The organism is Paenibacillus prosopidis, assembly GCF_003337375.1.
Lineage (GTDB): Bacteria > Bacillota > Bacilli > Paenibacillales > Paenibacillaceae > Pristimantibacillus > Pristimantibacillus prosopidis.
Map to the genome: position 1 here is coordinate 393,150 of NZ_QPJD01000004.1, position 25,261 is coordinate 418,410.

Below are 25,261 nucleotides of genomic sequence, written 5' to 3' on the forward strand. Positions count from 1 at the left end.
CTTAAAGTGCGTGTTCAAAAAGTCGACATTTCAGCACCGAGAAGGTTGCGTGAAGGCGAAGAAGGAGGAGCGGAGTTTAGGCAAACCTAAATGAGCACCAGACTTCAAGCCTGAACGCAAGATTCGATGCAGAGATACTCCCCCGATCTGCTTCGTGATCAAATGGCGGCTTTTTGAACAACCTCTTAAAGACTCCTGTATTGAAAGTTTTTGAACATAACCTGCCCTTCCCCGCATGTGTCCAATCCGATTCGCAAGGCTAGGAAGCCTCCCAGCGCATTGTGATGGAAGCCAGATGCTTCGAACGAATGCGGAAGTTTCCGCCATGTGCTGCCGTCATGACTATAGAAATAGATTACCTCATGCTCTAAATTGCGCAATCGCATATGAACACATTTCCCGTTGAATGGAATGCACGGCGCAGGCCATCCGCGAAGTATGCCATAGATCCCCTCTTCAGAAATCCCCATGCCGCTATAATACATTTGATTATAGAAGAGAAGGAGTCTTCCCTGGCTGCCCGCTTCAATGGCTACCTCCACGGTAACCTCGTAATTGTGATCTTCCGGCATAAAGACAAGCGGCGATACAACCTCTGAAGCCTGGAGAACAATTGCATCTCCCGTAAACGCGTATCGTTCCTTATCATGCTGCTTAAAGAAGCTCCATTGCAGCCCTAGCCGATCCGATGTGAAGGAATCGGAATGCGGTAAGCCATGCTCGACTGCCGCACCTTCCGGCTTGGCAATCGGTTGATCTGTGGAAATGTCCTCCGGTACCCGGAACCAACCGTCTGCCGTCCATTCAATCGGCTCCAGCAACGTTTGCCTGCCTAATGGATAATTATTTTTTTCATAAGCATGGTACAGGATCCACCATTCTCCGTTCGGCGTATCGACCAAGGTGCCATGTCCTTTCGAATACCAACGCTCATCGCGGCTTTGGGTGCGAATGACTGGATTGTATGGGGAGTTCTCGAACGGTCCCCACGGGTTTTTGGAACGCGCGGATATAACCATATGGCTCGTCGGAGGACCGGATGTGCCGCCTTGCGCCGATGTCAGATAGTAATAACCGTTGCGATAGAATAACTTGGGCGACTCAAGAAACTTCCCTTCCACCACCCATTCATCCGGAAACTCCCATCCGTCATAGACATGAATAGTTTCCCCTTCAATCGAAAGACCGTCATTGGAAAGCTTGTTCATATAACCGCCGCCGGTATGCAAATACCGGTTGCCTTCTTGGTCGATCACGTGCCCCGGATCAATCGCTTCCAAGCCTAACTGGACAGGCTCGCTCCATGGTCCTTCGGGTGCCGTCGCTGTTAGCGCCACGATTTTCCCGTCCACAGGTACATAGATATAATACGTGCCCTCATACACAATGAAATCCGGCGCCCAGACATCCCCGATATTGTGATCCAGCGCCTTGCCAACCGGACGCCAGTTGACCAAATCCTTCGAATGCCAGATCAAGAGCCCCGGGGTGAATGTAAAGCTGGAATGCGTCATGTAATAGTCGTTGCCTACTCGCAATACGGAAGGATCGGCATAGTCTCCGGCTAACACCGGATTCCGATAGGTACCGTTCCCCAAGTCCCCTTTTCTAATATCCTTGGTCATCTCTTCTTCCTCCTACTGAGTTTGCTAAGCATTATAAAATTCATTAGTTCATTCTTCATTCCTTATCACACAGCCCTAATGGAATACGTCTCCCCTGCGACCGCCTGAAACTTCACCACCGATGCACCATCGCATTGAGCCAGCACAGAGCCGTCTGCCCGAGTTACGCGAATGGCGCTCGAAACACCATGCTGAACAGAGCATCCCGCGTCGCTCTCAGTTCGGCTTCGGCAACTGTCCCTCTTTCCAGGCAATATCGACCTCGAAACCTCCCGCGCCACGCAAGCCGCGTATAAAGCCAGTCGGCCACGATGCCGGAGGTGCCGGAAGCAGACGGATTTCTCCGCCATGACTCTGCACAGCATCTCCACGATACCGGCGGTTCTGCCGAAATTGCCGTCGATCTGGAACGGAGGATGCGCATCGAACAAATTCGGGTAGTACGACTTGGCGAATAACGTTTACAAATACCGATACGCGTTCTCCGTATCCGCGAGCAGCGCCCAAACGTTAATGATCCAGGCACAGCTCCATCCGGTATGTCCGCCGAACGACCATAGCGTATCTTCATTTAATTGAAACAGCTCTTCGTCTGGCCGACCGAATACCATAGCTCCCAACCGTCCGTGGCCCAGAGGCAGAGCTTCGGTCCATTCAACCGCTGGCTGTCTTACCATAAACGCATCGGCGATTGTATTTGTTTGCTGTATTCCACGTTATTCAACCTTTCTGCCATACGAAATACTTCCAATAATATAGCAAGGCACACCAAGGTGCCTTGATTTTCTAGTCATTGAAATAGCACATTAGAGACATCCTAACTTTCCAGATTATTCAGATTCATTCTGAATCAGAAATACTTGCAATCGTGTAATGTCAAACTCGGCGCAAAAGAAACCGCCAAAACGAGATTGAGCGGCTGCAAATCTATAAGTGCACAATTCTATATCGTTTGCTACAGTACCACCCTTCGTCCGTTTCCTTCGTGTTGATAAGATTGCCGGCTCAATCTGTAAGCCTTGGGTGATTGCCCATAAGCACGGGTAAACTGACGGGTGAAATAATTGCTGTCGTTAAACCCGCATTCGCCGGATATCTCCATAATGGAGAGGTTAGTCTGTTTTAATAGCGTACATGCACGCTCCAATCGGATGGTCTGCAGATAAGAAATCGGCGTCGTTTGATAATAGGCTTGGAAGATCCTGTTCAAGTGCCTGACCGAAATGTCAGTTTTGGCTGCGATCTTCTCCATAGTAAGCGGCTCGTTATAATGATTTCCGATATAGGAGATCACATTCGCCAGATGCATCTGATTTCTCGTCATGCACTTCTCCGTACTGTCATACTGTCTGGACAAATAGACCGCAAGCGTCAAAAACTGAGAAATCAGCATTGTCTGATACCCATTAAGCCTACTCTTATGTTCATCGATCATGGCAGAGATCAGCGAGGAGACATATTCAAAGCTGGGAATTGATAAACTTAGCTTGCTGCTATAGGTATATAAATTTCGATATTCACTTGAAGTCCACAAATCCGGAGCGGCTGACAGCAGTATATCGGGACGGTACATAATATTGCAAATCTTAAAATTATTGGGATCCTTGTATGCATGGTAGGTCCCTTCGTTCAAGACAAATACATCACCTTTCTTAATTAAGGTGCTTTCGGTATTGACGATATGCTTAGCATTCCCCTCTAACACAATCACCATCTCGGAGAAGCCGTTATGCTTGTGTAAGTCTGTGTCCTCGTCGTGCCCGCCGTATTGGATAAAGAATGGGAAAGTCTCGTCCTTCGTAAACCATTCCAAATAAACGATCTTCAAAATGTCACCCTCCCCTGAACCCAGCCTCCCGTTAGGGAATTCTTATAATTAGCCGATCTTTACTCTTCTTTAGAATAGCGGAATAAGCAATCTAGCTAGGAGTGAGAGCTGTTTCGACATTTAGAACTTTGGATTGAGGTTATCGAACGAAGTTCTTACCTTGAGCAACCGTTTTCTACCCATTCGGAATCAAAGAAACCGAGTAAAGCTGGTGTAGGAAACCCTTGTCATTGAACACACACTCAATCTAATGTTATAATTTAAGACGCTTACAATGAAATGTTCTCCTATGATTCCCGAAAGAGAGTAGATGTTTAAGATGCCCGGACATCCCGTCAATCACGGTCCCATAGCGGCACGATCCCTGCGGCGGACCCTTGTCATCTACCTGATGCTCGGCTGCCTGCTTCCACTCGTTCTGGTCGGTGTCCTTACCTACTCTTCCATATACTCGATTCTCTCGAACAAGATCAAAAGCGGAATCAGCGCCACCCTGATGCAGGAGGCCGCCAACCTCGAAAACGCTGTCATCAACCTGGATTTAGCAACCAAGCAGTTTGCGCTGGACGATCAGATCTCGAAGGAGGTTTCGGACTATCTGTCATTGCAGGACAGCCAGGTTTTTAACAAAGCCCAGATTATGGCTTCCATTAAGGAGAGGATGAATCTGGCCGCCTTCACCAACCCTTATCTGGGCTTGACCGCCTACCTGGAGCCTGGGGAGCCCGGGAACGCCGAGTCGGTTCTCTTCGCCAATCTGGATATCGGCAAGACCTTCAGCAGCAGTACCCTGCCGGAATTCATCCATTACAACGGGGCGGATTATTTCGGCCCCCATCCGACCCAATACGGCAGCAGGGGCAGCTTGGTCCTATCGGCTATGCGCGCCGTCCGCGTTCCAGACAACCGTCCCTTATTCATCTATATGGAGACCCATTACAGACTTATAGACAATATTTTGAACAAGCAATCTTACGGCATGAAGGTGTCGCATGTCCTTGTCAACGGGAACAATAAGACAGCCTATGTTGAGGACCCTGAGCTGCCTCAGAATATAAGAGATGCCATCAGTCAAAATAAGATCGGTGACTACCGGTTCCTTTCGTCCCGCCACTTGTTCCGCTACGCCAGCAGCCAAGGCTGGGAGCTCATTGGAGTTGTCCATAATTCCAACTTTAACAGCGAGATTGTGGCTTGGCTTAGGACCATGATCCTTGTGGCTCTGTCCACCCTGATCTTCGCCGTGCTGCTGGCCTGGCTCATCCTGAGACACATCTACCGGCCTCTGCATAAGGTCAATGTGGAGATCGTCAGCATGGTCGAGAACCGCTCCAGTCAGGTCTCGTACACGAATGTCCAGGAGTTCAACTTCGTCCTGGAGAACTTCCAGGATATGAAGGATCAGATCAACCAACTGATTCACACAGTAGAAACCAACGAGAAGGAGAAGGGGCGGTTCGAGGTGGAAAAGCTGCTCAGCCAGATCAACCCCCACTTCCTTCACAATACCTTGAATACGGTCCAATGGCTGGCCCGGATGAATGGCCAGCAGGACATCGACAAGCTGGTCACTCTCTTGATCAAGGTCCTGCACTACAACCTTGGAAAAAAAAGCCTGATCGTTACCGTCGCCGACGAGATCGACGCGTTGCGCAACTATATGGACCTGCAGCGCATACGGTATGATTATGAATTCCATTACTCGCTGGATTCGGATGACGAAGCCCTTCATGTGGCGGTTCCCCGGTTCCTCCTGCAGCCGTTGGTGGAGAACGCCATCTATCATGGGACCGGTGACCGCGGCGGCAAGGTCGCCGTCACGATCCGGATCAAAGACGATAGCTGGGTGATGCTCCGGGTGGAGGACAACGGAACGGGGATGGATCAGGAGACGGCGGAATGGCTCCTTACGGATGACGAAGCAGGCAAGAAGCGGGGGCTCGGCATCGGGCTGTCCTATGTGCATCGGATGCTGAAGCGGTATTATGGCGATCAGATGAAGCTTGGCATAGAGAGCGAACAGAATGTCGGAACGGTCATTACCATTCAGATACCCATAAGAAGGATGGAGGAGTTCGATGATTAAAGCCATTATAGTGGATGACGAGAAGCTGGTCCGCAAAGGGTTAATCTCCATGATCAACTGGTCGGCCTTAGGCATTGCCATCGTTGGGGAAGCAGCAGACGGCCCATCCGCATTGAAGCTAATCCGGTCCACGCCGGTCGACCTGCTGTTCACGGATATCACCATGCCCGGGATGTCCGGCCTGGAATTGATCCGGCAGACCCGGCTGCAATTTCCCCATGTTCGCACAGTCGTGCTGACCTGTCATCATGAATTCGATTATATTCAAGAAGCTCTACGGCTCGGCGTGATCGATTACATCGTAAAGACGCTATTGGAAATGGAAAATGCGGACGACACCATTGCCCGGATCATCGAACGGTACCGCTGGGAGGAAGCCATGCGGGCGAGCTCTTCGAACGGTTCCGCCGGAAGGCTCATGCCTGCCTCCTCCGCCCTCGTCTTCCGTCCCCTGCTGCCGGAATCAGAGAAGAGTGAGTTGTTCGCTCTGTCTCCCGTTCGGAACAATCCGTTCATCGAGTGGGAGGAGGGTGGCATGGTGCCGCTGGTCCATACCATGCCATCGGACGGATTGGTTAGGGAGCTGACCCGTGCGATAAGAGAACGGTGGGAGATTACGCTGATTACGGATCTCCAGAATGTTCCCCTGGAAGAGGTCAAGGAGACGGTGCGGCTGCATCTGGAGAACGCCCTGTACTATCACAGCCGATCCGGAACGTTGGCCCAATTGGCCTACGGGAAGCTGATCCACTCTTCTCCCTCCCGTTCCAGGAATGACCCGGCTCTGGAGGAGGAGTGGCTGAACCGGCATCAGGACCTGCGGTGGGCCTTCGGCACCGAGGATTGGAACCGCCTGATCAGCGAGGTAGAGGAACGTCGTCCCGGAGCGGACCGGCTGCTGGCGTTCGGCGAAGCCCTGTGCAGAGATTGGAAAGGCAGCTTATTCAGCCAGGCGGAAGCGGAGCATCTGCTCGAAGCCTCCCGCTCATGCCGGAATTGGCATGATTGGACGGTCTGGCTTAGACGGATCGCGGATCTTGCGAAGCGACGGATGCTGGATCTGGCCCTGTCCAAAGAAGTCATACTGTGTCTGATCCGGGCCATGATCTATATGAGACTCCATGCATACGACAAGATGAACCAGGCCGATGTAGCCGATCATGTGAACATGAGCCGCAGCTACTTTAGCCAATGCTTCTCCCGTTTCGCCGGACAGCCTTTCAAGGACGTGCTGCGCATGATGCGGATGGAACGGGCTAAGGCTTATCTGCTAGATAGCAATACCCCGGTCTATGAGATCGCCATGTCCGTCGGCTTCGAGGATGACAAGTACTTCAGCAAACTGTTCAGGGATATGTTCGGCAAGTACCCCACTCAGTTTCGGATGGACGGGAAACCGTTTTGAATAAGTTGTCGGGAGGAGAGTTCAAGTGAAAAGGCGTTGGTTCATTCTTACCTGCTTGCTAACCTTGTTCATAAACGCATGTTCAGACCACACCGGGACTTCTCGGGTGCCCTCCATTGACGCTGCGGTGGTGGAACCTGCCTTCAGCAAAATGGTTGAACCGGTCACCCTGCGGGTTGGCATGCCGATCCCGTCCACCCTCAATAACCCGGTTGTCCGGTATATCGAAGAGCTGTCCAACGTTAAAGCCGTTCTCTCTTGGGAAGCGGAGGGGTTGGATTCCTATAATCAAATGGTCGAGATGGCCATTGCCAGCAAGGATCTGCCGGACGCCTTGATCGTGAACCGGAGCCAGCTTCGCAAGTTGACGGAGATGGACTTGATCCAGGACCTGAGCGCCGTCTATGAAACCTATGCTTCCAAGCTGGTTAAGGACATTTATGCTTCGACGAACAATACCGTCCTTCATGATGCCAGCATCGACGGCAAGCTCTATGGTCTGCCCAACGTGACCTTCGAAACCGATTCTCATTCCTTGCTCTGGGTACGCCAGGATTGGCTTGACAAGTTGCACCTTCCGCCTCCCCGGACCTTGACCGATGTGGAGCAGATCGCCCAGTCCTTCATCAACATGGACCCTGACGGAGACGGAAAGGACAATACAATAGGACTGTGCGGCTACCGGAATATCGTCTACGGCAAGCATCCTGCGATATGCGGCTTTGATTCCGTCTTCCACGCGTTCGGGGCTTTCCCGAAGAATTGGATCAAGGACTCCACAGGACGGATCCTCTATGGTTCCATCGCGCCTGAGAACAAACAGGCGCTTTCCAAGCTGGCGGATTGGTATAAGCGGGGGCTCATCGATAACCGATTCGCCCTCAACAAGAATACCCATGAACCGATTTATTCGAACAAGACCGGACTGTTTTTCGGGCCATGGTGGGCACCTTATTGGCCCTTGGGAGATTTCAACAGCATCGATTCGAGCGCGGATTGGAAGGCCTATCCGGTTCCCCTGAAAGAGGATGGCAAATTCGTAACCCACATCGCCCCTGTCATGAACAGCTATCTGGTCGTGCGCAAGGGATACCCGCATCCTGAAGCCGTCGTCAAGGTTCTGAACATCGAAACCCGGCTGAATCGGAAGCAGGATCCCAATAATGAAAAAGTAAAAAAACTGGAGGACGAGCTCCTCCGTGGCGGGATCCAGTTGCGTAATTACTTCCCGATTGATCACCTCTTGGACTTCACCGATGCCATCGAGAAGCGATACGTGGATGTCGAGAGTGTCCTCCAGGGAAAGAAGGAACCGGCTTCACTCGATGTAGAATCGAGGCTCGTCTACGAAAGTATCGTTCAGAACAAGGCTCACCCCAAGAGCAACGTCTACAACAGTATGACAGCATTGGCCTTCCAAACCGGCGTGAAGGCGCTGGTCACTACCCCTATGGTTAAAGTCCGGGGCGTGTTCTACGACACGACAGATTCCATGTCCAAATACCGGGATGAATTGGAGCGATTGGAAAACGATACCTTCCTGAAGATTGTCATGGGCGAGCTTCCGGTGGAAGCCTTCGACGATTACGTCAAGACCTGGATGGATTCCGGCGGCGGCACGATCACCGACGAGGTGAAGTACGCTGTAACTGGGAAGTAGGAGAAGGCTGCAAAAAGTAAGCAGCTCAGTGGCAGATTCCCTCCTTAAGTACTCCAATCCGCCTCTCTTGCCACAGCTTTTCGGGAATTGCTTTTGATTAAATCAAAGCCTCAAAAAAAGAGAAGCAGTCATCAATCCTGCTTCTCTACGAAACCCGAAAGAACATTATATTTATCCGACGAGATACGATTGCTTTCCGTTCCTGTTCACGATTTCGAGTTAACTGCGACTCATCAGGACGGCTGCGGCCGTATAATTCCCCTTTACGCGAAAGGATAGCATGTCGTGCACGATACCGAAAGCAGTCAAAACGTCGGAATACAATATCTACGAATTGAAATCCCGAAGTAATTGGCAGCCGGATTTCGAGTTGCTCTGGCAGTTCTCCGCTGAAGGTATATATAATAGCTACAGGCTTCTGTGACCTACACTGTTGAAGCTGGGCTTATCTGATAAAAAAATTCCGCGAGCTTCTTACGCTCACGGAATTTAGATGTTCACTCAGTTCATTCCTTGTTGATTACTTTTTCAAGGCCGCACCAACCGTTTTTTCGTAATTCTCGACTTGCCACTTAAGCACTTCATCGTAGCCCAGGCCTTTGGCTTTCGATACCATATCCTCTTTCAAGCTGGCAAACTGATTATCGTCCTTCGCGAACATCATCTTCCAGGAATATTCCTTGATGACTTTGCCCACTTCGGCTTTCTTCTGCTTAATGTCGGACGGTTCCTCCATTCGAGCTTGCTCGCTAAAGTATGGAGGCTGCACGGCTACTTTGTTGTTATTGACAACATATTCTTTCACCGTCAATGCACCCATAGCGTCCCGCCAGCTCTTCGTGACCGGATTCGGGTTGTTCTCTAAATAAGAGGTCCACATCGTGTGATCGTACGGTTCCCCGGTTTCCGGATTGATCGTGGACAAATTAAGCGTACTGTTGTTGATTTGGTTTCCTCCGTCCTTGAACAGCCCGCCGCCATATTCGTCAGGCATATTGACGGAGTTGGTAATCGCTTTGTATCCAAATTCGGTCAGAGTCGGCTTGCCATCCTGGATATCCCACATCAAGCCCTTCGGACCTGTTCGGCTCTCCTGAACGCCCTCCGGCGAGAACAGCCAGTTCATGAATTGCATCACGCGCTCCGGATATTTTGTCTTCGCGCCAATAGACCAATACCAATTGCCGCCATAAGGCGAGAATCCGACAGAAGACATTTGCTCTTCAGCGAATGGCACGAACGCGAAGCCTTTGCCTGCGTTTACGCGCTCCTCGGTGTTGTAGCCATCGGTAAGCCAAGGGAATTGCGCGAATAGAATTTGTCCGTCACTATACTTATTGGCCACGTCGGGAAACTTCTGCGTCAAAGAATCTGGATCGAGCAGTCCCATCTTATTCGCTTCAAAGAAAAATTTCAAACCCCTCATGTAGGGGCTGTCTTCGTCGATCAAGCCTTGCCACTTCGCTTCATCGGCTTTCGTCAGGATTAAGTCGCTGTTGTTAAATCCGTCCCCTACATTATAGCCGTATAATGCGGCTATGGATCCGGCGTTCATTGAAGCGATGCCGTCCCAATCCGACCATAACGAAAACCCATACACAGGCTTGCCGGAGTCACTCTTCGGACTAAGCTCCTTCATTTGTTTCATAATGGAAAGGTAGTCTTCCAGCGTCTTGATTTCCGGGCTTCCTAGCTTCTGATATAAGTCCCAACGAAGCCACGGGCCAAACGTCATATTGGCGCTCTCGCTCGGGCCGCTGCCGCTGCCGACGTTATGGCCGATAGCGTAAATCGCCTTGCCGCCGCCATACTGCTTGCTGATGGCATCGAGCGACTGACCGGCATATTTCTTAATGTCCTGGCCGTATTTGTCAAGCAGGCCGTCCTTGTTCCAATCCAGCAGCAAGCCGGCTTTGGAAGCATCTACTATATCGATTGCGACCGCGATGTCGCCCAAATCACCGGAGGCCATCATCGTAGAAGCTTTTTGCTGCCCGCCGGAAATAATGTTTAATTTGATGTTAAATTTATCCTTGATTATCTTCCCGAACCAACCCGGTTGCTCACCGGCATAGTTGGACAGGTTCGAGAATACATTCAGCGTAATTTCCGGTTGCTTCGAAGGATCGGTGCTTACTTCCGTCTCTGCGTTATTACCCTCATTATTGCTTGCGTTGCTTCCCGCTGAACCGGAGCACGCGGATAAGAATACAAGCATGGCGATAATCGCGACAGCAGCTGCTGTCCATTTGTTTCTTTTTGTCATGTCTTTGTTAACCTCCTTGTCATCATGTACCTGCAAAAAACTTCTCTTTCATTGCTGAGAATGCTGACTCCCTTTGGTGAATTTTCATTGCGTACAACGACCCGCCCTCACCTCCTTCCCGGTACTCCACATTAACCCTTTACAGCGCCGATCATGATTCCTTTGACAAAGAATCGTTGGAAGAACGGATAGACGAGCAATATCGGAATGACGACAACCATCGATACCGTCGTCCGAATCGAAGTAGCCGTCTGTATATTGGCCAAATTTTCGGTAGCCCCGGCCCCGGACTGCATCATAGTTGCCAACGATGTAGCTCCGTTAAAATAGCGATACAGGATAAATTGCAGCGTAAACAGGTTCGAATCCGTGACCAGAAACAACGTGTCCTGGAACGAGTTCCACTGTCCGATGGCCGAGAAGATGGCGATCGTGGCCAGAATTGGCGTGATCAAAGGCATGACGATCTTCCAGAATATCGTCAAATCGCCGGCTCCTTCGAGTTGCGCCGATTCCTGCAGGGAAATAGGCGTCGACTCGACAAATGTTTTGACAAGGATGATGAAGAACGGCGAGACGATCCCAGGCACAACATAGGCCAGGAAATTGTTGACGAGGCCAAGCTTAAGCATGATCAGGAACCAGGGAATAATACCGGCATTAAAGTACATCGTGGTGATTAGGAATCGGTACCAGAACTTGCGCCCCCACATTTTAGGTTTCGAAAACAAGTAACCAAGAAAACCCGAAGCGGCCACGGTCAGCACCGTGCCGATCAAAGTGCGTCCAAAGGATACAAGTGTGGCAGTGCCCAGCCCGGGAATCTTGAACACTTGTATATAGTTGTTGAAATGAATCTCTTGGGGGTAGAACATAACAAGTCCTCTGCTGCTCAAGTCGTTACTGCTGATTGTATTGATGAACAAATAATAAAACGGAAAGAAACAAGCCAAAGTAAATAAGGCAAACAGCGTATAGTTAATCACATCAAAAATTGTAATCCTGGTATTTTTCCACATGTTGTTTCTCCTTCCTCGGATGACTCAGATGACGCCTTCACCGCGAACCAGCTTAGACAGGCTGTTGGCTGCAAACAGCAAGACCAGGCTGACAATCGATTTCAGAATACTGATCGCTGTCGCGAACCCGAAGTTGTTGTTCACCACCCCGACGTTATATACGTAAAGATCTAGCACCTCGATATTACTCATGTTCATCGCGTTCGAGAATACAAAATATTGCTCAAATCCATTATTGATAAAATTCGCGATTCCCAATATGAGAAGCACGAAAAATGTCGGTATAATACCGGGAACCGTCACGTGCCACATCAGCTTGAATCGGTTTGCTCCGTCCACTCTCGCCGCCTCATACAATTCCGGATCGATCCCGGTAATTGCGGCAATGTACAAGATCGCTCCCCAGCCGAGTCCTTTCCATACTCCCCACAAAGTCATAGAGAGCCAGGTGTGGTTGTCCGATGCGAGAATATTCAGCGGCTGTTCGATCAGGCCCATGCTCATGAGCAAGTTGTTCAGTAAGCCATTGTCAACAGAAAACAACATGAAGGCGAAGGAGTACACCAGCACCCAACTGATAAAGTTCGGCAAAGTAGTGAGCGTCTGCACGATTTTCTTAAATGAAGTGTTCTTTATTTCCATCAAGAATATCGCGAAGATAACCGGAAGAACCGAAGTCAGAATGCCAAGCGCACTGATCGCGAACGTATTTCGCAAGACTCTGAGAACTTCCTCCATCTGATACGGATTTAACACCAACGATGTAAACCATTGCAGGCCAACAAACTCGGTCTGGGACAGAGGAATGCCGGGCCTGTAGTCGAAAAAGGCATAAATCCAGCCGTAAAGCGGCAAATAAGAGAACAAAAAGACGAGTACCAGAAAAGGAAAAGCCATGAGGAATAATTTATATTTGTCTTTAAACTGAAACTGCTTCATCGCAGCTGACGTATAAGCTTGACCATTCGGTTTCGCTCCCATATTGCTCCCTCCGCCCGGTTGATTTGACATCTCAACAACAACTCCCTCTATATTTTTTTGTGTCCTCATCGAATGACAAAGAAGGATCGCTGTCTGGCTGCGCGATACGGATCTGTCCAGTAGCCGCAGGGCTGCTTTGCTGCAAACGAAACAGCCGCCTCCAGCGCATACATTCGTTGTCACGTTATAGAGTATCAATGAAAGTAGTGCCACCGAACGTGTAACCGCTTACTTTTATAAAAGCCGAATTTATTGTCTTGTAGTCGGCCTTCATACTAACCCCCATTTTCGCTGTGCTGACAATTCTACTCACACTCCTAATTGCTTTAATTTCTCTTCCAATACGGATTATATATGAAGTTATAATACTAATCCTTGAATTTCAGGACAAAAAGTAGCATGATTTAGACTTCCATCTACTCATCGACTTGGGAGGGATACGAATGAGCATTAAAACAATATCCTTGATTTTCAATCCATGGATAAGCAAAAAACAACCCCTTGTACTAAAGTACAAGGGGCGGACGGGAATTCCCGCTTGCTATAGCAAACTGAAGCCGGTGACTGAAACTCACTCTTTCGATAACTCTGATGAGCTGCGACATCCCAGCTTTACATGAATCATTTCATTTATCAGAAGATCCAGCTCCTGACTCTTACTTATTACATCGGGATCAAGGAGATTATACTGATGAATAAAGCTAATTGATATAATGCATTACGCAAGATTTCAATATCATTCTTACTCAGTTACCCCTCCCCTTTCCGACCAATCGATGATAGAATATTTATATTTTTCCGATGAGATACGCTTGTTTTCCGTCCCGTAAAAATACCGGAATCGTGCTTAGAGGAGCTTCAACATGAATGGTTTGTCCGCCTTCGAAGATACTTCCTGTACGTGCATCCGTCCATTTAGAACAAAGAATACTGGAAATAACCTTCTTGGTAAGCGCTCTCATTTGCGATAAGTCCATATCACTTGCCTCCTTTTTTTTTTGAACATTCATAGCCTGTTTTTCTGATAACCTCCCACAAGCTCTTACAGCTTAATGAAGAGAGGCCCCTAACCTCAAAATCGAGATTGGGGCCTCTTGTCATGCTTTCGCCAGATGACACTCGAGAAATTCCGTTTGAGCTAGATCACGATCTGTGCCCAGCGGATCAGGATTTCCGCTTGTTCTTGAGTGAAATATTTCCCAGTTTGGTCCGTTACCTGTTTGACATAGTCGGACATCATGCTCTTCGCTGCGTCTATTTTTCCTTGGCCGGCCGCAGCTTTCGCCTGGTCCAGCTTTTGATTCAGCGATTTGGCGACGGTATCCCATGCTTTGGCATTCGTCTCCTGCAGGAATACGTTCGTCACGGTCTTCAAGCTGTCAAACGTGACCATCACCTTAAACATATGGTCGGCTGTCGTCTGATTGCCCGCCATATCCTCCACTGTGACCGTAGCCGTATGCTCGCCGGATTTCAGCGTATACGCCTTGACCTGAAGCAGAGGCTGATCGCAAGGCTTACCATATACGCTCGAAACGACATCGTTCGCGCTGCAAGTTATGGTCACCGTTTGATCGATCTTGTACGATGCCTCTCCCATGATTTGAACCATAGGTGCCGAAAGGTCGATTTTGACCTCCAGCAAACTCGTTTCTCCCGTATCCACGGAACGTCGGTACTGAACCTGATGCGTTCCCTCTTGATCCAAGACCACAGGCTCGCTGTAGGCGGTCCAAGTGTCTCCGCCATCCAGACTGTACTCCGCGATTTTCGCAGGAGAGAGTGTCACCGTAACCGGCGACGTATACCAACCGTTCTTGCCGTTTGGCGCCGCAGGATCCAGTGAAGCGGTAATATCCTTCCACTTCAGCCCTTCGAGCGCCGCAAGCAGGCTCGCCGCGGCAGTATCGATCTCCTCCTGAGCCGCATCGGCGTTGTCCGCCACCGACTCCGCATTCGCGAGTGCCGTTTGGAAAGCTTCATAGCTTTCGGTTGTGTAATACTCGGCAACAACTTCGGCCGCTTCGTCCAGCAGGAGCGTAAGCAAGCTATTGTCAATCCATTTCGCCGTGTTATTGTATACCGCCTGGATATCTTCCGCGCTCAAGGCATAGTTGTAGATGCGGAACTCGTCGATCATGCCGCTAAGCAGCGGATCGTTAAACTGGCTCTTACCGATGTAGTTTTTATTCGGTTTGAAATCGCTCGGCTTGATCGTAAAATTGCCGGCTTTTGCTTTCTCCACGCCGTTAACATACAGCTTCGCCGTACCGCCGCCGAGCGTCACCGCCACATGCACCCACTGGTTGCTTGCGAGCTGCGAGGTTTGAATTATCTGTTCGCCGCCGCCGTTCTTGATCGCGAAACGCAGCGTATTGTTGCCGGACCTTGGCGTGAGGAACATAAACTGATTGGTGTCGTTGCCAAAGTCAAAGATGCGCTGCCACTGGTTGCCGCCCTTCCAGTACACCCAGGTTGCAAATGTCATCTCGTCGTAATTGGCAACCGGATGCGTCTCAGGCAGCATCACATGGTGTTGTCCGTTCAGATCGACAGCCTGTCCGATCTTGCCGGCCGGATATTCAGGGGTTCCATAAACGGTTCCGCCCGTCGATCCGATGGCATTGTCCGCGTTGCCTTCGAACGAATAAAGCGAGATAGGAATGTGAACAAGCAACCCTTCAGCCTGGTCAAGCTCAGCTATAAGCTTCAGCTTATCAGCTCCCGGCTTCACAATCTCCGTTTCGATTCGCTCTGCTTCTTTGAAGTACAGGTAGTAGCTGCCCTTCGTGTAGTCTGCTGCCGGAAGGATATGAAGCATTACCTTGAAGTCCACGGTTTGGCTAACACTAAAGCTTCCGTTGCTGACGGTAAAAGTTACAGGATGACTTCCATAATCCGCTTGATCCGGAGTCCATGTGAAAGCGCCTTTCGGTACGTCAAATACCGCACCTGCAGGTAAATTCTCGGCACTATAAACAAGCGGCTCATCCGTTGGATCTTTTGCAGGCACCTGATAGGTAAACAACTTCTCCGCCGTCAGTTCAACGGTCGCAACGGATTCGAAAACCGGCTGCCCTTTGACCGTGATCTTGACCGTTTTGGAAGAAGACAATTCACCGGCTGTTGCGGTAAAGATTACAGAATATACGCCGCCTTGTTCTTTACTTGGCGTCCAGTCGAAGACCTGAGTATCCGTGTTGAAGGTTGCTCCCTCAGGCAGACCGCTGATCCCGTAAACGATGCCGGCAGTTTCAGTCTCCGCTTGAACGGTAAATGTAAGTTTACTTTCCGCAATGACGGTTTTATTTCCTATGGAAGCAATCACCGGCATTCCCGGAATATACTGCAGTCCTTCCAGCGCCGTCACCAAGCCCTCAGCCGCCGCATCGATCTCCTCCTGTGTTGCACTGGCGTTGCCTTCTACCGATGTTGCTGCAGTTACAGCCTGCTCGAGAGACTGCAAGCTTTCAGCCGTATAAACCTCAGCAGCAATTGCAGCAGCTGATTCACCCAGCAAGTATGCAAGCAAGGTTTTGTCAATGCCTCTCTCAAGGAACTCTACTTCCTGAAAGTTCACGAAACCGGAATGATCATCATAGATTCGGATATAACGGTATGGCGTCGTATCCGGATTGATTGCGGAATACCATTTGAATTCCGTTACGGCTGTAATCTTATGCAGATCTACCCAATTCACGCCATCATTAGAGCCTTTGAATATCGTATTGTTGGCACGGGTGAAATGGCTCTGCCTAGGAAGATAGCGGAAGGTGTCAACCACTTTTTCATTACCTGCGCCAAAATCTACATCAACCCAGCTTACAGCTGACCTGGTATGGGTAAGGTTAGTCTCTATGCCATCGAATATGAACCATCCGTTTTGTTCTTCAGAGATATTATCATTACCCCAGCCTTTTTCGGAGGCTCTGACCATAGAAGGCTGTACCTGAACTTTCGCCAGATTCGTCCTGAACGAAACCAATAATTTTTTCGCCTCATAAATGTCGTTAATAAGCTGCGCCTCATCAAATTCCGGGCCTGCCAGCTCCGCTTTGATTCGATCTAATACCTTATGGAACAGGTAGAAGCTCGACTTCGTATAGTCGGAAGCCGGCAAGCTCTCCGCATCCTCTAACACAATGGCAATCGAATCCGCATAAGCGCTTGCGGCGGTCGAGAACGGTTGCGGGGTGCTGTCGCCGTGAACGGCCATCACCTTATAATGCACACTGCCAAACCGTAAGACGTCCTGGAATGACGTCGCTCTTGTACCCGAGAGAACCTCCTCCCAAGGGGAGCCGTCTTCCAACTCGGTCGTGCCTGCCTTGAATACCGGATCGGTCAAGCTTGCCTCCTCATCATTGGTGCGGTATAGGTTGAACCAGGAAGCTTGCTTCGGTTTATTCCAGCGCAGCGTTACCTGATCCTTCACTCTGGAGGTGAAAGGAGTGACAATGCCTTGCGGCGTTTCCGTTATCATGACTTCGCTGAATTGCGCCTGATCGCTTGCGGTGACTCCTGTATAGTACGCATAAGTCAGCAAGGTAGACATTTTCGTCACATACGTCCAATTCGCTCCATCTTTGGATACGAATGCGTACACGGTCTGCGAATCATGATCCCGCATCAGTTTGACATACGGATACTCTGCTGCGGTATAGCTCTGAATATTCGCATTCAGCGGGCTTGCGATCGGAATCGAAAATTGAGCGAGCGAGACCCTCGTTCGGTTTTGCAGCACAAGGTCGCCGTTCTCGTTCGCACCGAAATAGATGTAGCGGGCTTTGTCCTCCGTGAGCCGGTCGCGCATCATAATGCCGCCCGCTTCTCCCGAAGCACTGTCAATCTTCGCACTGACAGAGCTGTTGCCGGAAGCGACTCGGCTTACAAAATGTAGCGAATCGTAAATATCCCGATTGTAAATGTGGGAATCATCGCCTTGGCCGAAGCCTGTCCCGTCTACAGCATCGATCGATATCGAAGAGCCGTCGATGACAGCATTTCCTGCCGCGGTCCCGATCCGGTCATCCCGCCACGCCGCATTGGTAATGTCAGATACCGGCACCGACACATCCACTTTCGCGCGCCAGGAATCCCAGCCCGCTCCGTTCTCGTTGACGGCCGCAACTTTATAGTAGTACACGTTACCGTTTTGAACCGTGGAATCTTTGTAGTAATTTCCGGTTACGCCCGTTGCGATGGTCTCGTAAGGGCCATCTTCCGTTTCCGAACGTTTAATCGTGTAGGATTGCCCGCCTGAAGTCGTTTTCCAGGTGATACCGATATAACCGTTGCCTGCAAGCGCATGGACAAAGTCAACATGGAACGGCTTCGGAGCGAGTTCGAAATCCGAAGTCAATTTCAGCACCATTGCCGTTTTGGGCTGGACGGTCACTTTGCCGTTCACGACCGGCACATTCGTCCCTGTGATAAGATCGAGCACCTCGCTGCCCGCGAAGTCGGCCGGCAGTTCTACCTCGTATGTCATCTTGTTGCCGTACTCGTCGCGGGTCGTATTGAAAATCATGAAATATTTGCCGTACCTTGCCGTTGACAATTCCGGATAATTGTTGTAAGGATTGTCAAATTCAAAGTTGTCGCGGTTAATCGTTCCTACGCCCGGCTGATAAGAAGCTGGCACAGCTTCGCCTGCCAGCACCGGCGGCGCCCCTGTCCAACCTTGCGCAAACCCGGAATGATAATCCCAGTCGATCTGAGGTGCCCGCAAGTAGTAATCTTCATACCGGAATCGGTTATTCGTGGCGATCTGGACGACATGATCGTAATTGTCTTTGATCACATGAAGGCGTCCGTTGCTTGCCATACCGCGATTGCGGAAATTCAGCTCGCCGAACATTCTAAAATCGCCGTCTCTTACCGACACGTACGTATTGTCGATATCCGCCCATGCCAACTGCTCGTAGTCGTCCGGATTGACTCCGAGCGCGGCAATTTCTTCCGGCTTGTAAACGTCGAAATCCGTGTGCGGAAGAACAACCCCAGCCATAGCATTACCGCCAAATCGTCCGTAATTGGCCCGGTCTTCCGTGATGTAATGGTAGGTTTCTTTAAGCAGAAAATTTACTCCGCTCATGCTTCCTCTATATCCGAAGTCTTTCAAATGCAACAGCTGGCGATCCGCAAGCTGCTGCTGCACGAAACCGACCGCTTCTCCCGCATATTGCCAGTACTTGTCCCACTCCGGACCGCTGTATTTTTGCTCGTTCCCGGCCATAGCCATTTCCAGGGATGCGAACTGCAAGCTCATTCCTCTGCCGGTTCTCGCACCGTATGCCATGAAGCCGGTAAAGCTTTGATTTCGCTCATCGGTCACTTGTTCCGCTCTCATGATTCTTTTACCGTCGTCATCCAATGACGGATAACGGACAAATCCGCGGGCGTGGATGGATGTAAGCGCCGCTTTCAGGATTTCGTCGTTAACCTCTTCGTCGCCGGTGTGACCGAGCGTTTTATAGAAATAAACCAAAAGATAGTTGGCGGCCTCGCCGTAGTTGGCGACATAACCGTTTTCCCTTGTAAGTCCAGCCTCGGTTAAGCCGGTATAATGCTTGCCGTAAGGCAATCTTCTAACAACGTTGCCTTCCGCGTCCAGCTTGCTCTTCGCAAGCCCTTTGCCGACAATGTGGACGAAATCGTCCGTAAAGACCGCGCTTCCATCATGTTTAAACAGGGAATGGTACAAATCCAATTCTTCGCCGCCGGGACCAACCAGCACCTCTTCGCCCAGGAATGGCGCGATCCCTAGAGTTTCAAGCAGGATTCGATGGCTGCGCTCTTTGCCTTCAAAGAAAGGCGAGCCGATGATGCGCAGCCCCTCGTGAGATTTCCACGCACCTTCGTACATATAAACTACCTGGTTATATATATATGAAAGCCGCGCACGGGCAAAGTCGAAGTTTGCTTTCATCACCCGTTCCCACGCTTCGCGGCGCGTCAGCTCGCCGCCGTCCCAATCTACACCTGCCAGAGAATACTCCCCTTCGGTCGTTCCGGTTACGATCGGCTCATCCAAAAATGCACCCCACGCCTCCTCCCCGTAGATCGTATCGTCTTTGATCAGGTTCTCGACCGTGTACAGCGCTTCGCCAAGATCCATATAGTAGCCGCCCCAGTCGCCCTGATGTCCGCCGCGCAGCACGAGTCTCGTATTGCCGTAATAATCTTTCACATGGTTATCGATCGACTTGAATATGCGCTGAAGCGCCGCTCTTTTCTCTACCGGCGTTTGCGCCGGAGACCAATCGTACTTCAACACGTCAGCGTAAAATTTTAGCTCTTGCGAATATTTGTGGATCGACATCTTGCCGCCAGCGTTTCCATCCACTTTGGCCGATAAATTGTTAAACAGATTAACCTGCTCTTGCATGTAGCCGTCGATCAGAGCCTGTTTCTCCGCATTCGTCAGATCCGGCGGCAGCATGTTATCCGGATTCTGGTCGGGCTTAAATTTATAGCCCTGCTTCTCCCCATCCGCATGAATATAGGCCTGTGTATGGGTATAGGCGCTATAATAGCCCCTTGTAACAGTCGTCATACTGTTCCAGGGATGGGATTTAAGCGTGATCTCGACCGTATCCTTCCCAACCGTTGATTCCAGCGGAAGCATGATCGATTTGTAAAAAAAGCGGTTCGGAAGCACCCAGCCCGAGTTAATGTGTTCATAATCCCCATTAGTGGTATATCCAATCTGCTCCCCGTTAATATGAATCATTTCGTTGGAGGTGGACGATTCTTCCCCCGAAAATTTCACGGTGAAATAGTTGCGGAGATGCGGATCGACTTTCATTGTAAAAGTCAACTCCCCCCCGACTCCATCGGCTGCGCGAATATTCGACACACGGGCTGTTTCGCCCATGAAACCGGTTATTACGCTCGTATAGGCGTCCTTAAAGTTGTGAACGCTTTCAGAATCGATATTGCCGAAATCAAGCTTGTCCAAATAACCGTTAGTTGTCGGCCCTTCTTCCGCATGCACCATCTTACCTGGCACGGGTACGAGCCCCGGGAAAATCAACGCGGCGATCAAGAGAATAATCAAGACCCTTCCGGCTTGTCGTTTCGTTTTCTTTACTCGTTTGAATACGTCCCATATGTAACCTTTCATTAGACATTTCTCCTTCTTTTTTTGAGTGATTCTTCTTTTCCCAATCTTGCTTCGTATACTCTTGTCTTGTCTCACCCCCCTTTCGGAGTACGTGCCATGCCAATATTCCGCGGAACAGCGATGCCCAACAGGTCGCCCATCGCTGTTCCGCGATCTTTCTTATTTATGGTTAAGTCCCTTGCAAGTTCATCTACTCTCGTCGTGTCCGCCAGATGTTAAGTTTAGTTCAAATTCTACTACCGCCTCTATGCCAACCCGGCGCAACACTTCAAGCCGGAAGGCGGTCGGCCACGCCACGAGCCATTCCGAAACGCCGAACGGCTCCTTCCAACGGGTGTGAAAGAAACCTTCGCTCTGGCTGCCCTCCGGACGCAGCTTGCCATTGATCATCAGGCTGCCGTCCGAGATGCCAATCGACGCATTCACCCATACGGCAAGGGCTCTTTCGCGCCATGTCGAGTTGCCGGTGAGCGCAGACAGCTCAAGCCAGTCCTCGATAAAAGACAACGCAAACGGATCAAGATGATGGTGTTGCGTAGATACCGCCGTGCCGCCGAACGTATCGTACCCGATTGCTTCCAGTCCGGTCCCTGCGTCATATGCAACCGCATGATGCCACTGCCATGTTGCCAAATACCATGCGGCATGCTCCGCCCATTCGAGATACGTCTTCTGGCCGGTAACCTGGAACAACGCAAGACCTGCTTTGAGCAAAGGAATGGCAGACTCCTTGTCTACGCAACAGGTATCCAGCGCCCCCGCTGTCGTGTAACCGTTGCCCTGCAGCTCCCTCATATAATAGCGGTAGCCAAGCTCCGCCCCATGAAGATAGGCTTCATTGCCTGTAAGCTCGTATGCCTTGACCAGAGGCGGGACAAGGAAGCAGCCGACCGTGCCCTCCGGATCATGCGGAGTCCCGTCGTTCTTCCACGATTTCCCGATCCGGCCTTCCGGCGATTGCACGGATAAGACGAAATCGCAAATGCCGAGCGCGGTTTCGCGGTAGATCGGCCGCTCCACTCCGCATCTCCGGGACAATTGTTCCGCCTCGAACAGGTTTAACGCAGCCGTTCCGAGGTTGCAGGCGTCCTGCACTTCCCGCTCTGCCGGCTTGAATTGCAGGACGTAGTCGTACTCACAATGAATCATCCCGTTCGGCAGCCTTCCACCGGCTGTCCAGCCGTCCAGCACGGCGAGGCCTCTACGAAGCGAATCCTCATTGCTGGAATTCAAATAATCCGCAAGCATCGAATTGGCCAACGAAGCGTTCTGCCCGCACCAGCCGATTGCGTAATTGCGAGCTTGTCGCCACTTCTCTCCGTCCCATTTTCTGCCGAGCGAGAATCCCCGAAAATCCCCGTCTTCGGCCCATAGGCCATTCTTGGCATACGCCATGCCTAGCTCCCATATTCGTTCCGGATCGTACCATGCCCGAACCGGGTGCTTTTGCATCCGCCAAGCCTCTTCGAGCATCGTTCTCCACGCCGTGCGCGGCTCTATGTAAGCATGAAGCGCCAGATAAGCACGGGCCGTAAACGTCTCGCCCGGCACAAAGTTCCTCTCCGCTTCGTATGCCTCGCCGTAACGGTCTCGGTCATCGTAGGTCGCCGGCGTCTCTACCTCCGGCCAGATCAGCCGATGGATGACTCGTCCTGCAGCCGGCACGAGCGAGCAGGAAAAGCCTTGCATATCCCGGGGAGGCTCACCGAACAAGCCCACGGAGACCCCGCCTCCCTCGGAGTAGGTTGCGCCGGCCACTGCCGTCCGATGCCACGCAAATACCCAAGGCTGCCCGTCGCGCATCAGCCCTTTCGGCTCCAGGCCGCTGCCCCAACCGTTCCCGTTGTAGGTGACGGAAGGAATCATATAATACTCAGGCTCGTAGTCGGCAGCGAAATCCATCGAAAGCTTGCACGCCGCGGGCGATTCGCCTCGATAGGTGAACTTCCGCGTCCACTGAACCAGTCCTTCCCTTAACTGTTCGAACGTATCGGTTGCTGCGAAGCGTTCATCCTCGAACGGCAAGACGTCGCCGATGGTCCCCTCGCCCAAGTGGAACGTATATCTGTTGTCATTATCACGTTGTTTCCAGTTGATCTCCATAGTCTTCTCCCTTTCCTCCCATATTGGACAGGGGTATTCATAACAGTTCAAGAAAGCGTTGCAAGCCGATCGTTCCATCGTCCTCGCGCGAACCTGGCTGATCGAGAATGAGCCCGACTCGCAGGTCTCGCAACTACTCTTTTATAGAACCGAGCAGCACGCCTTTTATAAAAAACTTCTGCGCAAACGGGTACATAATTACCATCGGAATCGACGAGATAACCATCGCCGCCAGCTGAAGGGTTCGGGCTGTAACGGTTCCCGCACCTTGTGCTTTGGAGTAGAGTGCTGCGACAGCGGCATTGTTGTCGCCCGCGATACTAGCCATCTGCTCAATCGCATTCGTAGACTGAATGAGCTTTAAGATCAAATATTGCAGCGTCTGCAAATCGGCGGATTGGGTGAAATACAGCGTCGCTCCGTAATCGTTCCATACGCCGACTGCCGTAAACACCGAAAGTGCAGCCAAAACCGGCTTCGATAACGGGATAACAATTCGGAAGAATATCGTATACTCATTCGCTCCATCCATTTTGGCCGATTCGAACAGAGCGTCGGGAATCGCCTTGAAATTCGCATTGAAAATAATGACATTCCAAAATCCGCCAAAAAGGGCAGGAATGATGTATACCCAGTAGGTATCATACAAACCGAGCCAATTCAACAGCATAAACGAAGGAATCAGCCCGCCGCTAAAGTACATGCTCGTAAAGCCTATGATCACATACCATTTTTTTCCCTTTAAATAAGTACGGGAAAAGGCGTAAGTAAACATCGCCGTATAAAGAATAGAGATAACCGTTACAATCACTGTCCGGGAACCGCTAACCCATGCAGCCTTAAGCATCCCCGGGTCCGACATAACCGTCGCCCAGCTCGCCCATGTAAATTCCCTTGGCCAAGCAAATATAGGTCCGCGCACAAGATTGTCGCCTGTATTCAAAGAATTGACGATAGAAAACCAAAACGGATATATAGTCACGATCATTAAAGCGATCATGATGACGACATTCGTCACATTAAAAATACGTTCTCTCCAGCTCCTGCCTCCGACCATTCCGGACGCCTCCTAAAAGTTATTCTCGCTGCTTCCATAAATCATCTTCTCTGCAAGCGAAAAACTCGCTTCGGAAACATACGTTTAAAACAAACCTGATTTTGTAAGCTTCTTGGACAGATAGTTGGCTCCAAGCAGCAGCGCAAGCGCAAACACCGATTTCATTAACCCGATCGCCGTAGCCGAAGCAAACTGGAACTGCCCAAGACCCGTTCGATACACGTAAGTATCAATAACTTGACTGGTCGGCAAGTTCAAAGAGTTTTGTAGGACGTAAATCTGCGAAAAATTATTGTTCAGCATGCCGCTTATTGCGAATATGACCAGAATCATAACCGTAGGCAAAATGCCGGGCAGCGTGATGTGCAGCATTCGTTTCAAACGGCTCGCACCGTCGATAGCGGCAGCCTCATATAAAGACTGGTCGATGCCTGCCATGGCAGCCAAATACAAGATGGCGCCCCAGCCTATTTCTTTCAACAAATTTGTTCCGATGGCGATGCCCCAGAAATATTTTGGCTCGCCCAAAAACAGAATAGCCTCATCGATCAGGCCCAGTTTCAGGAGTAAAAAATTTACGATGCCGCCATCCGGATTGAGCAGCGTGATGAACAACCCGCCAAAGATAACCCATGAAAGAAAATGCGGCAGGTACGTGACGGTCTGTACAAACGATTTAAACTTGGCATTCTGGATCTCGTTTAACAATAGCGCGAAGATCAGGGTTACCGGGATCCCGACCAGCGACCCAAGGAGATTAATGCCTAGCGTATTTCTCACCATGGGCCAAAACTCAAAATGCCGGAAAATCATCATAAAGTTCTCGAAATTGTTCCATTGACTCGTAAATATCCCTTTAAAACCAGAGATGGGATCGTAGGCCTTGAATGCCATCAACAGCCCGGACATCGGGATAAAGTCGAATATGACAATCATAATAATTGCTGGCCAAAGCATCGTCATGAGCTCCAACTGGGTTCGAAGATCGTGCCCGAGCCTGAACGTTTTTTTTCTTTTGATATTTGCCGTCGGGATGCCTCCCTGGGTGGCGCTTTTTGCCATCATTCGTCCCTCCCTTGAAAAACAATGATAATGCCAAAGTG

Annotated in this window: 14 protein-coding genes and 2 pseudogenes; 3 read left to right on the top strand and 13 right to left on the bottom strand. The window is 50.5% G+C overall.

What is annotated here, in order from left to right; all coding sequences use genetic code 11:
- Nucleotides 1-185 precede the first annotated feature (185 nt).
- The 4 genes and pseudogenes from DFP97_RS08430 to DFP97_RS08440 form a co-directional block, all read right to left on the bottom strand.
- Nucleotides 186-1,625: a family 43 glycosylhydrolase gene (locus DFP97_RS08430; protein WP_114379542.1), complete on the bottom strand. Its 1,440-nt coding sequence runs from the start codon at nucleotides 1,623-1,625 to the stop codon at nucleotides 186-188.
- 231 nt (nucleotides 1,626-1,856) lie between these two features.
- A pseudogene (locus tag DFP97_RS31405) lies at nucleotides 1,857-2,173 on the bottom strand (glycosyl hydrolase family 95 catalytic domain-containing protein); the annotation flags it as partial.
- 57 nt (nucleotides 2,174-2,230) lie between these two features.
- Nucleotides 2,231-2,302, bottom strand: a pseudogene (locus DFP97_RS31410) (glycoside hydrolase N-terminal domain-containing protein); the annotation flags it as partial.
- Between the two features lie 278 nt (nucleotides 2,303-2,580).
- Nucleotides 2,581-3,453 (bottom strand): helix-turn-helix domain-containing protein, encoded by an 873-nt coding sequence (locus DFP97_RS08440; RefSeq protein ID WP_114379543.1) that lies wholly within the window; start codon nucleotides 3,451-3,453, stop codon nucleotides 2,581-2,583.
- Between the two features lie 319 nt (nucleotides 3,454-3,772).
- Between DFP97_RS08440 and DFP97_RS08445 the strand changes: the two genes are divergently transcribed.
- From DFP97_RS08445 to DFP97_RS08455, 3 genes are read left to right on the top strand one after another with little or no spacing between them, the layout of a single operon-like run.
- Nucleotides 3,773-5,539, top strand: coding sequence for a sensor histidine kinase (locus DFP97_RS08445; protein WP_181873411.1), 1,767 nt, complete (start codon nucleotides 3,773-3,775; stop codon nucleotides 5,537-5,539).
- Nucleotides 5,532-6,944 carry a response regulator gene (locus tag DFP97_RS08450; RefSeq protein ID WP_114379545.1) on the top strand — a complete coding sequence of 471 codons (1,413 nt, stop codon included), beginning with the start codon at nucleotides 5,532-5,534 and terminating at the stop codon, nucleotides 6,942-6,944. The genes DFP97_RS08445 and DFP97_RS08450 overlap by 8 nt, the downstream gene beginning before the upstream one ends.
- Nucleotides 6,945-6,969: 25 nt before the next feature.
- On the top strand, nucleotides 6,970-8,604 hold the full coding sequence (locus DFP97_RS08455) for a type 2 periplasmic-binding domain-containing protein (RefSeq protein ID WP_114379546.1): 1,635 nt from the start codon (nucleotides 6,970-6,972) through the stop codon (nucleotides 8,602-8,604).
- A 520-nt stretch (nucleotides 8,605-9,124) separates the two neighbouring features.
- Here DFP97_RS08455 and DFP97_RS08460 read toward each other — a convergent pair.
- The 9 genes from DFP97_RS08460 to DFP97_RS08500 form a co-directional block, all read right to left on the bottom strand.
- The gene (locus DFP97_RS08460; RefSeq protein ID WP_114379547.1) at nucleotides 9,125-10,870 is read right to left on the bottom strand and encodes an extracellular solute-binding protein; all 1,746 of its coding nucleotides are present in this window, start codon (nucleotides 10,868-10,870) and stop codon (nucleotides 9,125-9,127) included.
- Between the two features lie 131 nt (nucleotides 10,871-11,001).
- Nucleotides 11,002-11,889 (bottom strand): carbohydrate ABC transporter permease, encoded by an 888-nt coding sequence (locus DFP97_RS08465; protein ID WP_114379548.1) that lies wholly within the window; start codon nucleotides 11,887-11,889, stop codon nucleotides 11,002-11,004.
- A 24-nt stretch (nucleotides 11,890-11,913) separates the two neighbouring features.
- Complete coding sequence (locus DFP97_RS08470) at nucleotides 11,914-12,900, bottom strand: ABC transporter permease (RefSeq protein WP_245976006.1); 987 nt, start codon at nucleotides 12,898-12,900, stop codon at nucleotides 11,914-11,916.
- A gap of 541 nt (nucleotides 12,901-13,441) precedes the next feature.
- On the bottom strand, nucleotides 13,442-13,585 hold the full coding sequence (locus tag DFP97_RS32240; RefSeq protein WP_114379588.1) for a Spo0E family sporulation regulatory protein-aspartic acid phosphatase: 144 nt from the start codon (nucleotides 13,583-13,585) through the stop codon (nucleotides 13,442-13,444).
- A 73-nt stretch (nucleotides 13,586-13,658) separates the two neighbouring features.
- A complete protein-coding gene (locus tag DFP97_RS08480; protein ID WP_114379549.1) occupies nucleotides 13,659-13,847 on the bottom strand; it encodes a hypothetical protein in 189 nt (62 codons plus the stop codon).
- A gap of 161 nt (nucleotides 13,848-14,008) precedes the next feature.
- Nucleotides 14,009-20,998 carry a LamG-like jellyroll fold domain-containing protein gene (locus DFP97_RS08485; RefSeq protein WP_114379550.1) on the bottom strand — a complete coding sequence of 2,330 codons (6,990 nt, stop codon included), beginning with the start codon at nucleotides 20,996-20,998 and terminating at the stop codon, nucleotides 14,009-14,011.
- Between the two features lie 186 nt (nucleotides 20,999-21,184).
- Nucleotides 21,185-23,101 carry a hypothetical protein gene (locus DFP97_RS08490; RefSeq protein WP_114379551.1) on the bottom strand — a complete coding sequence of 639 codons (1,917 nt, stop codon included), beginning with the start codon at nucleotides 23,099-23,101 and terminating at the stop codon, nucleotides 21,185-21,187.
- A gap of 133 nt (nucleotides 23,102-23,234) precedes the next feature.
- Entirely contained in the window at nucleotides 23,235-24,158 is a 924-nt protein-coding gene (locus DFP97_RS08495) for a carbohydrate ABC transporter permease (protein WP_114379552.1), read from the bottom strand.
- A gap of 84 nt (nucleotides 24,159-24,242) precedes the next feature.
- The gene (locus DFP97_RS08500; RefSeq protein ID WP_245976007.1) at nucleotides 24,243-25,223 is read right to left on the bottom strand and encodes an ABC transporter permease; all 981 of its coding nucleotides are present in this window, start codon (nucleotides 25,221-25,223) and stop codon (nucleotides 24,243-24,245) included.
- Nucleotides 25,224-25,261: the final 38 nt, after the last annotated feature.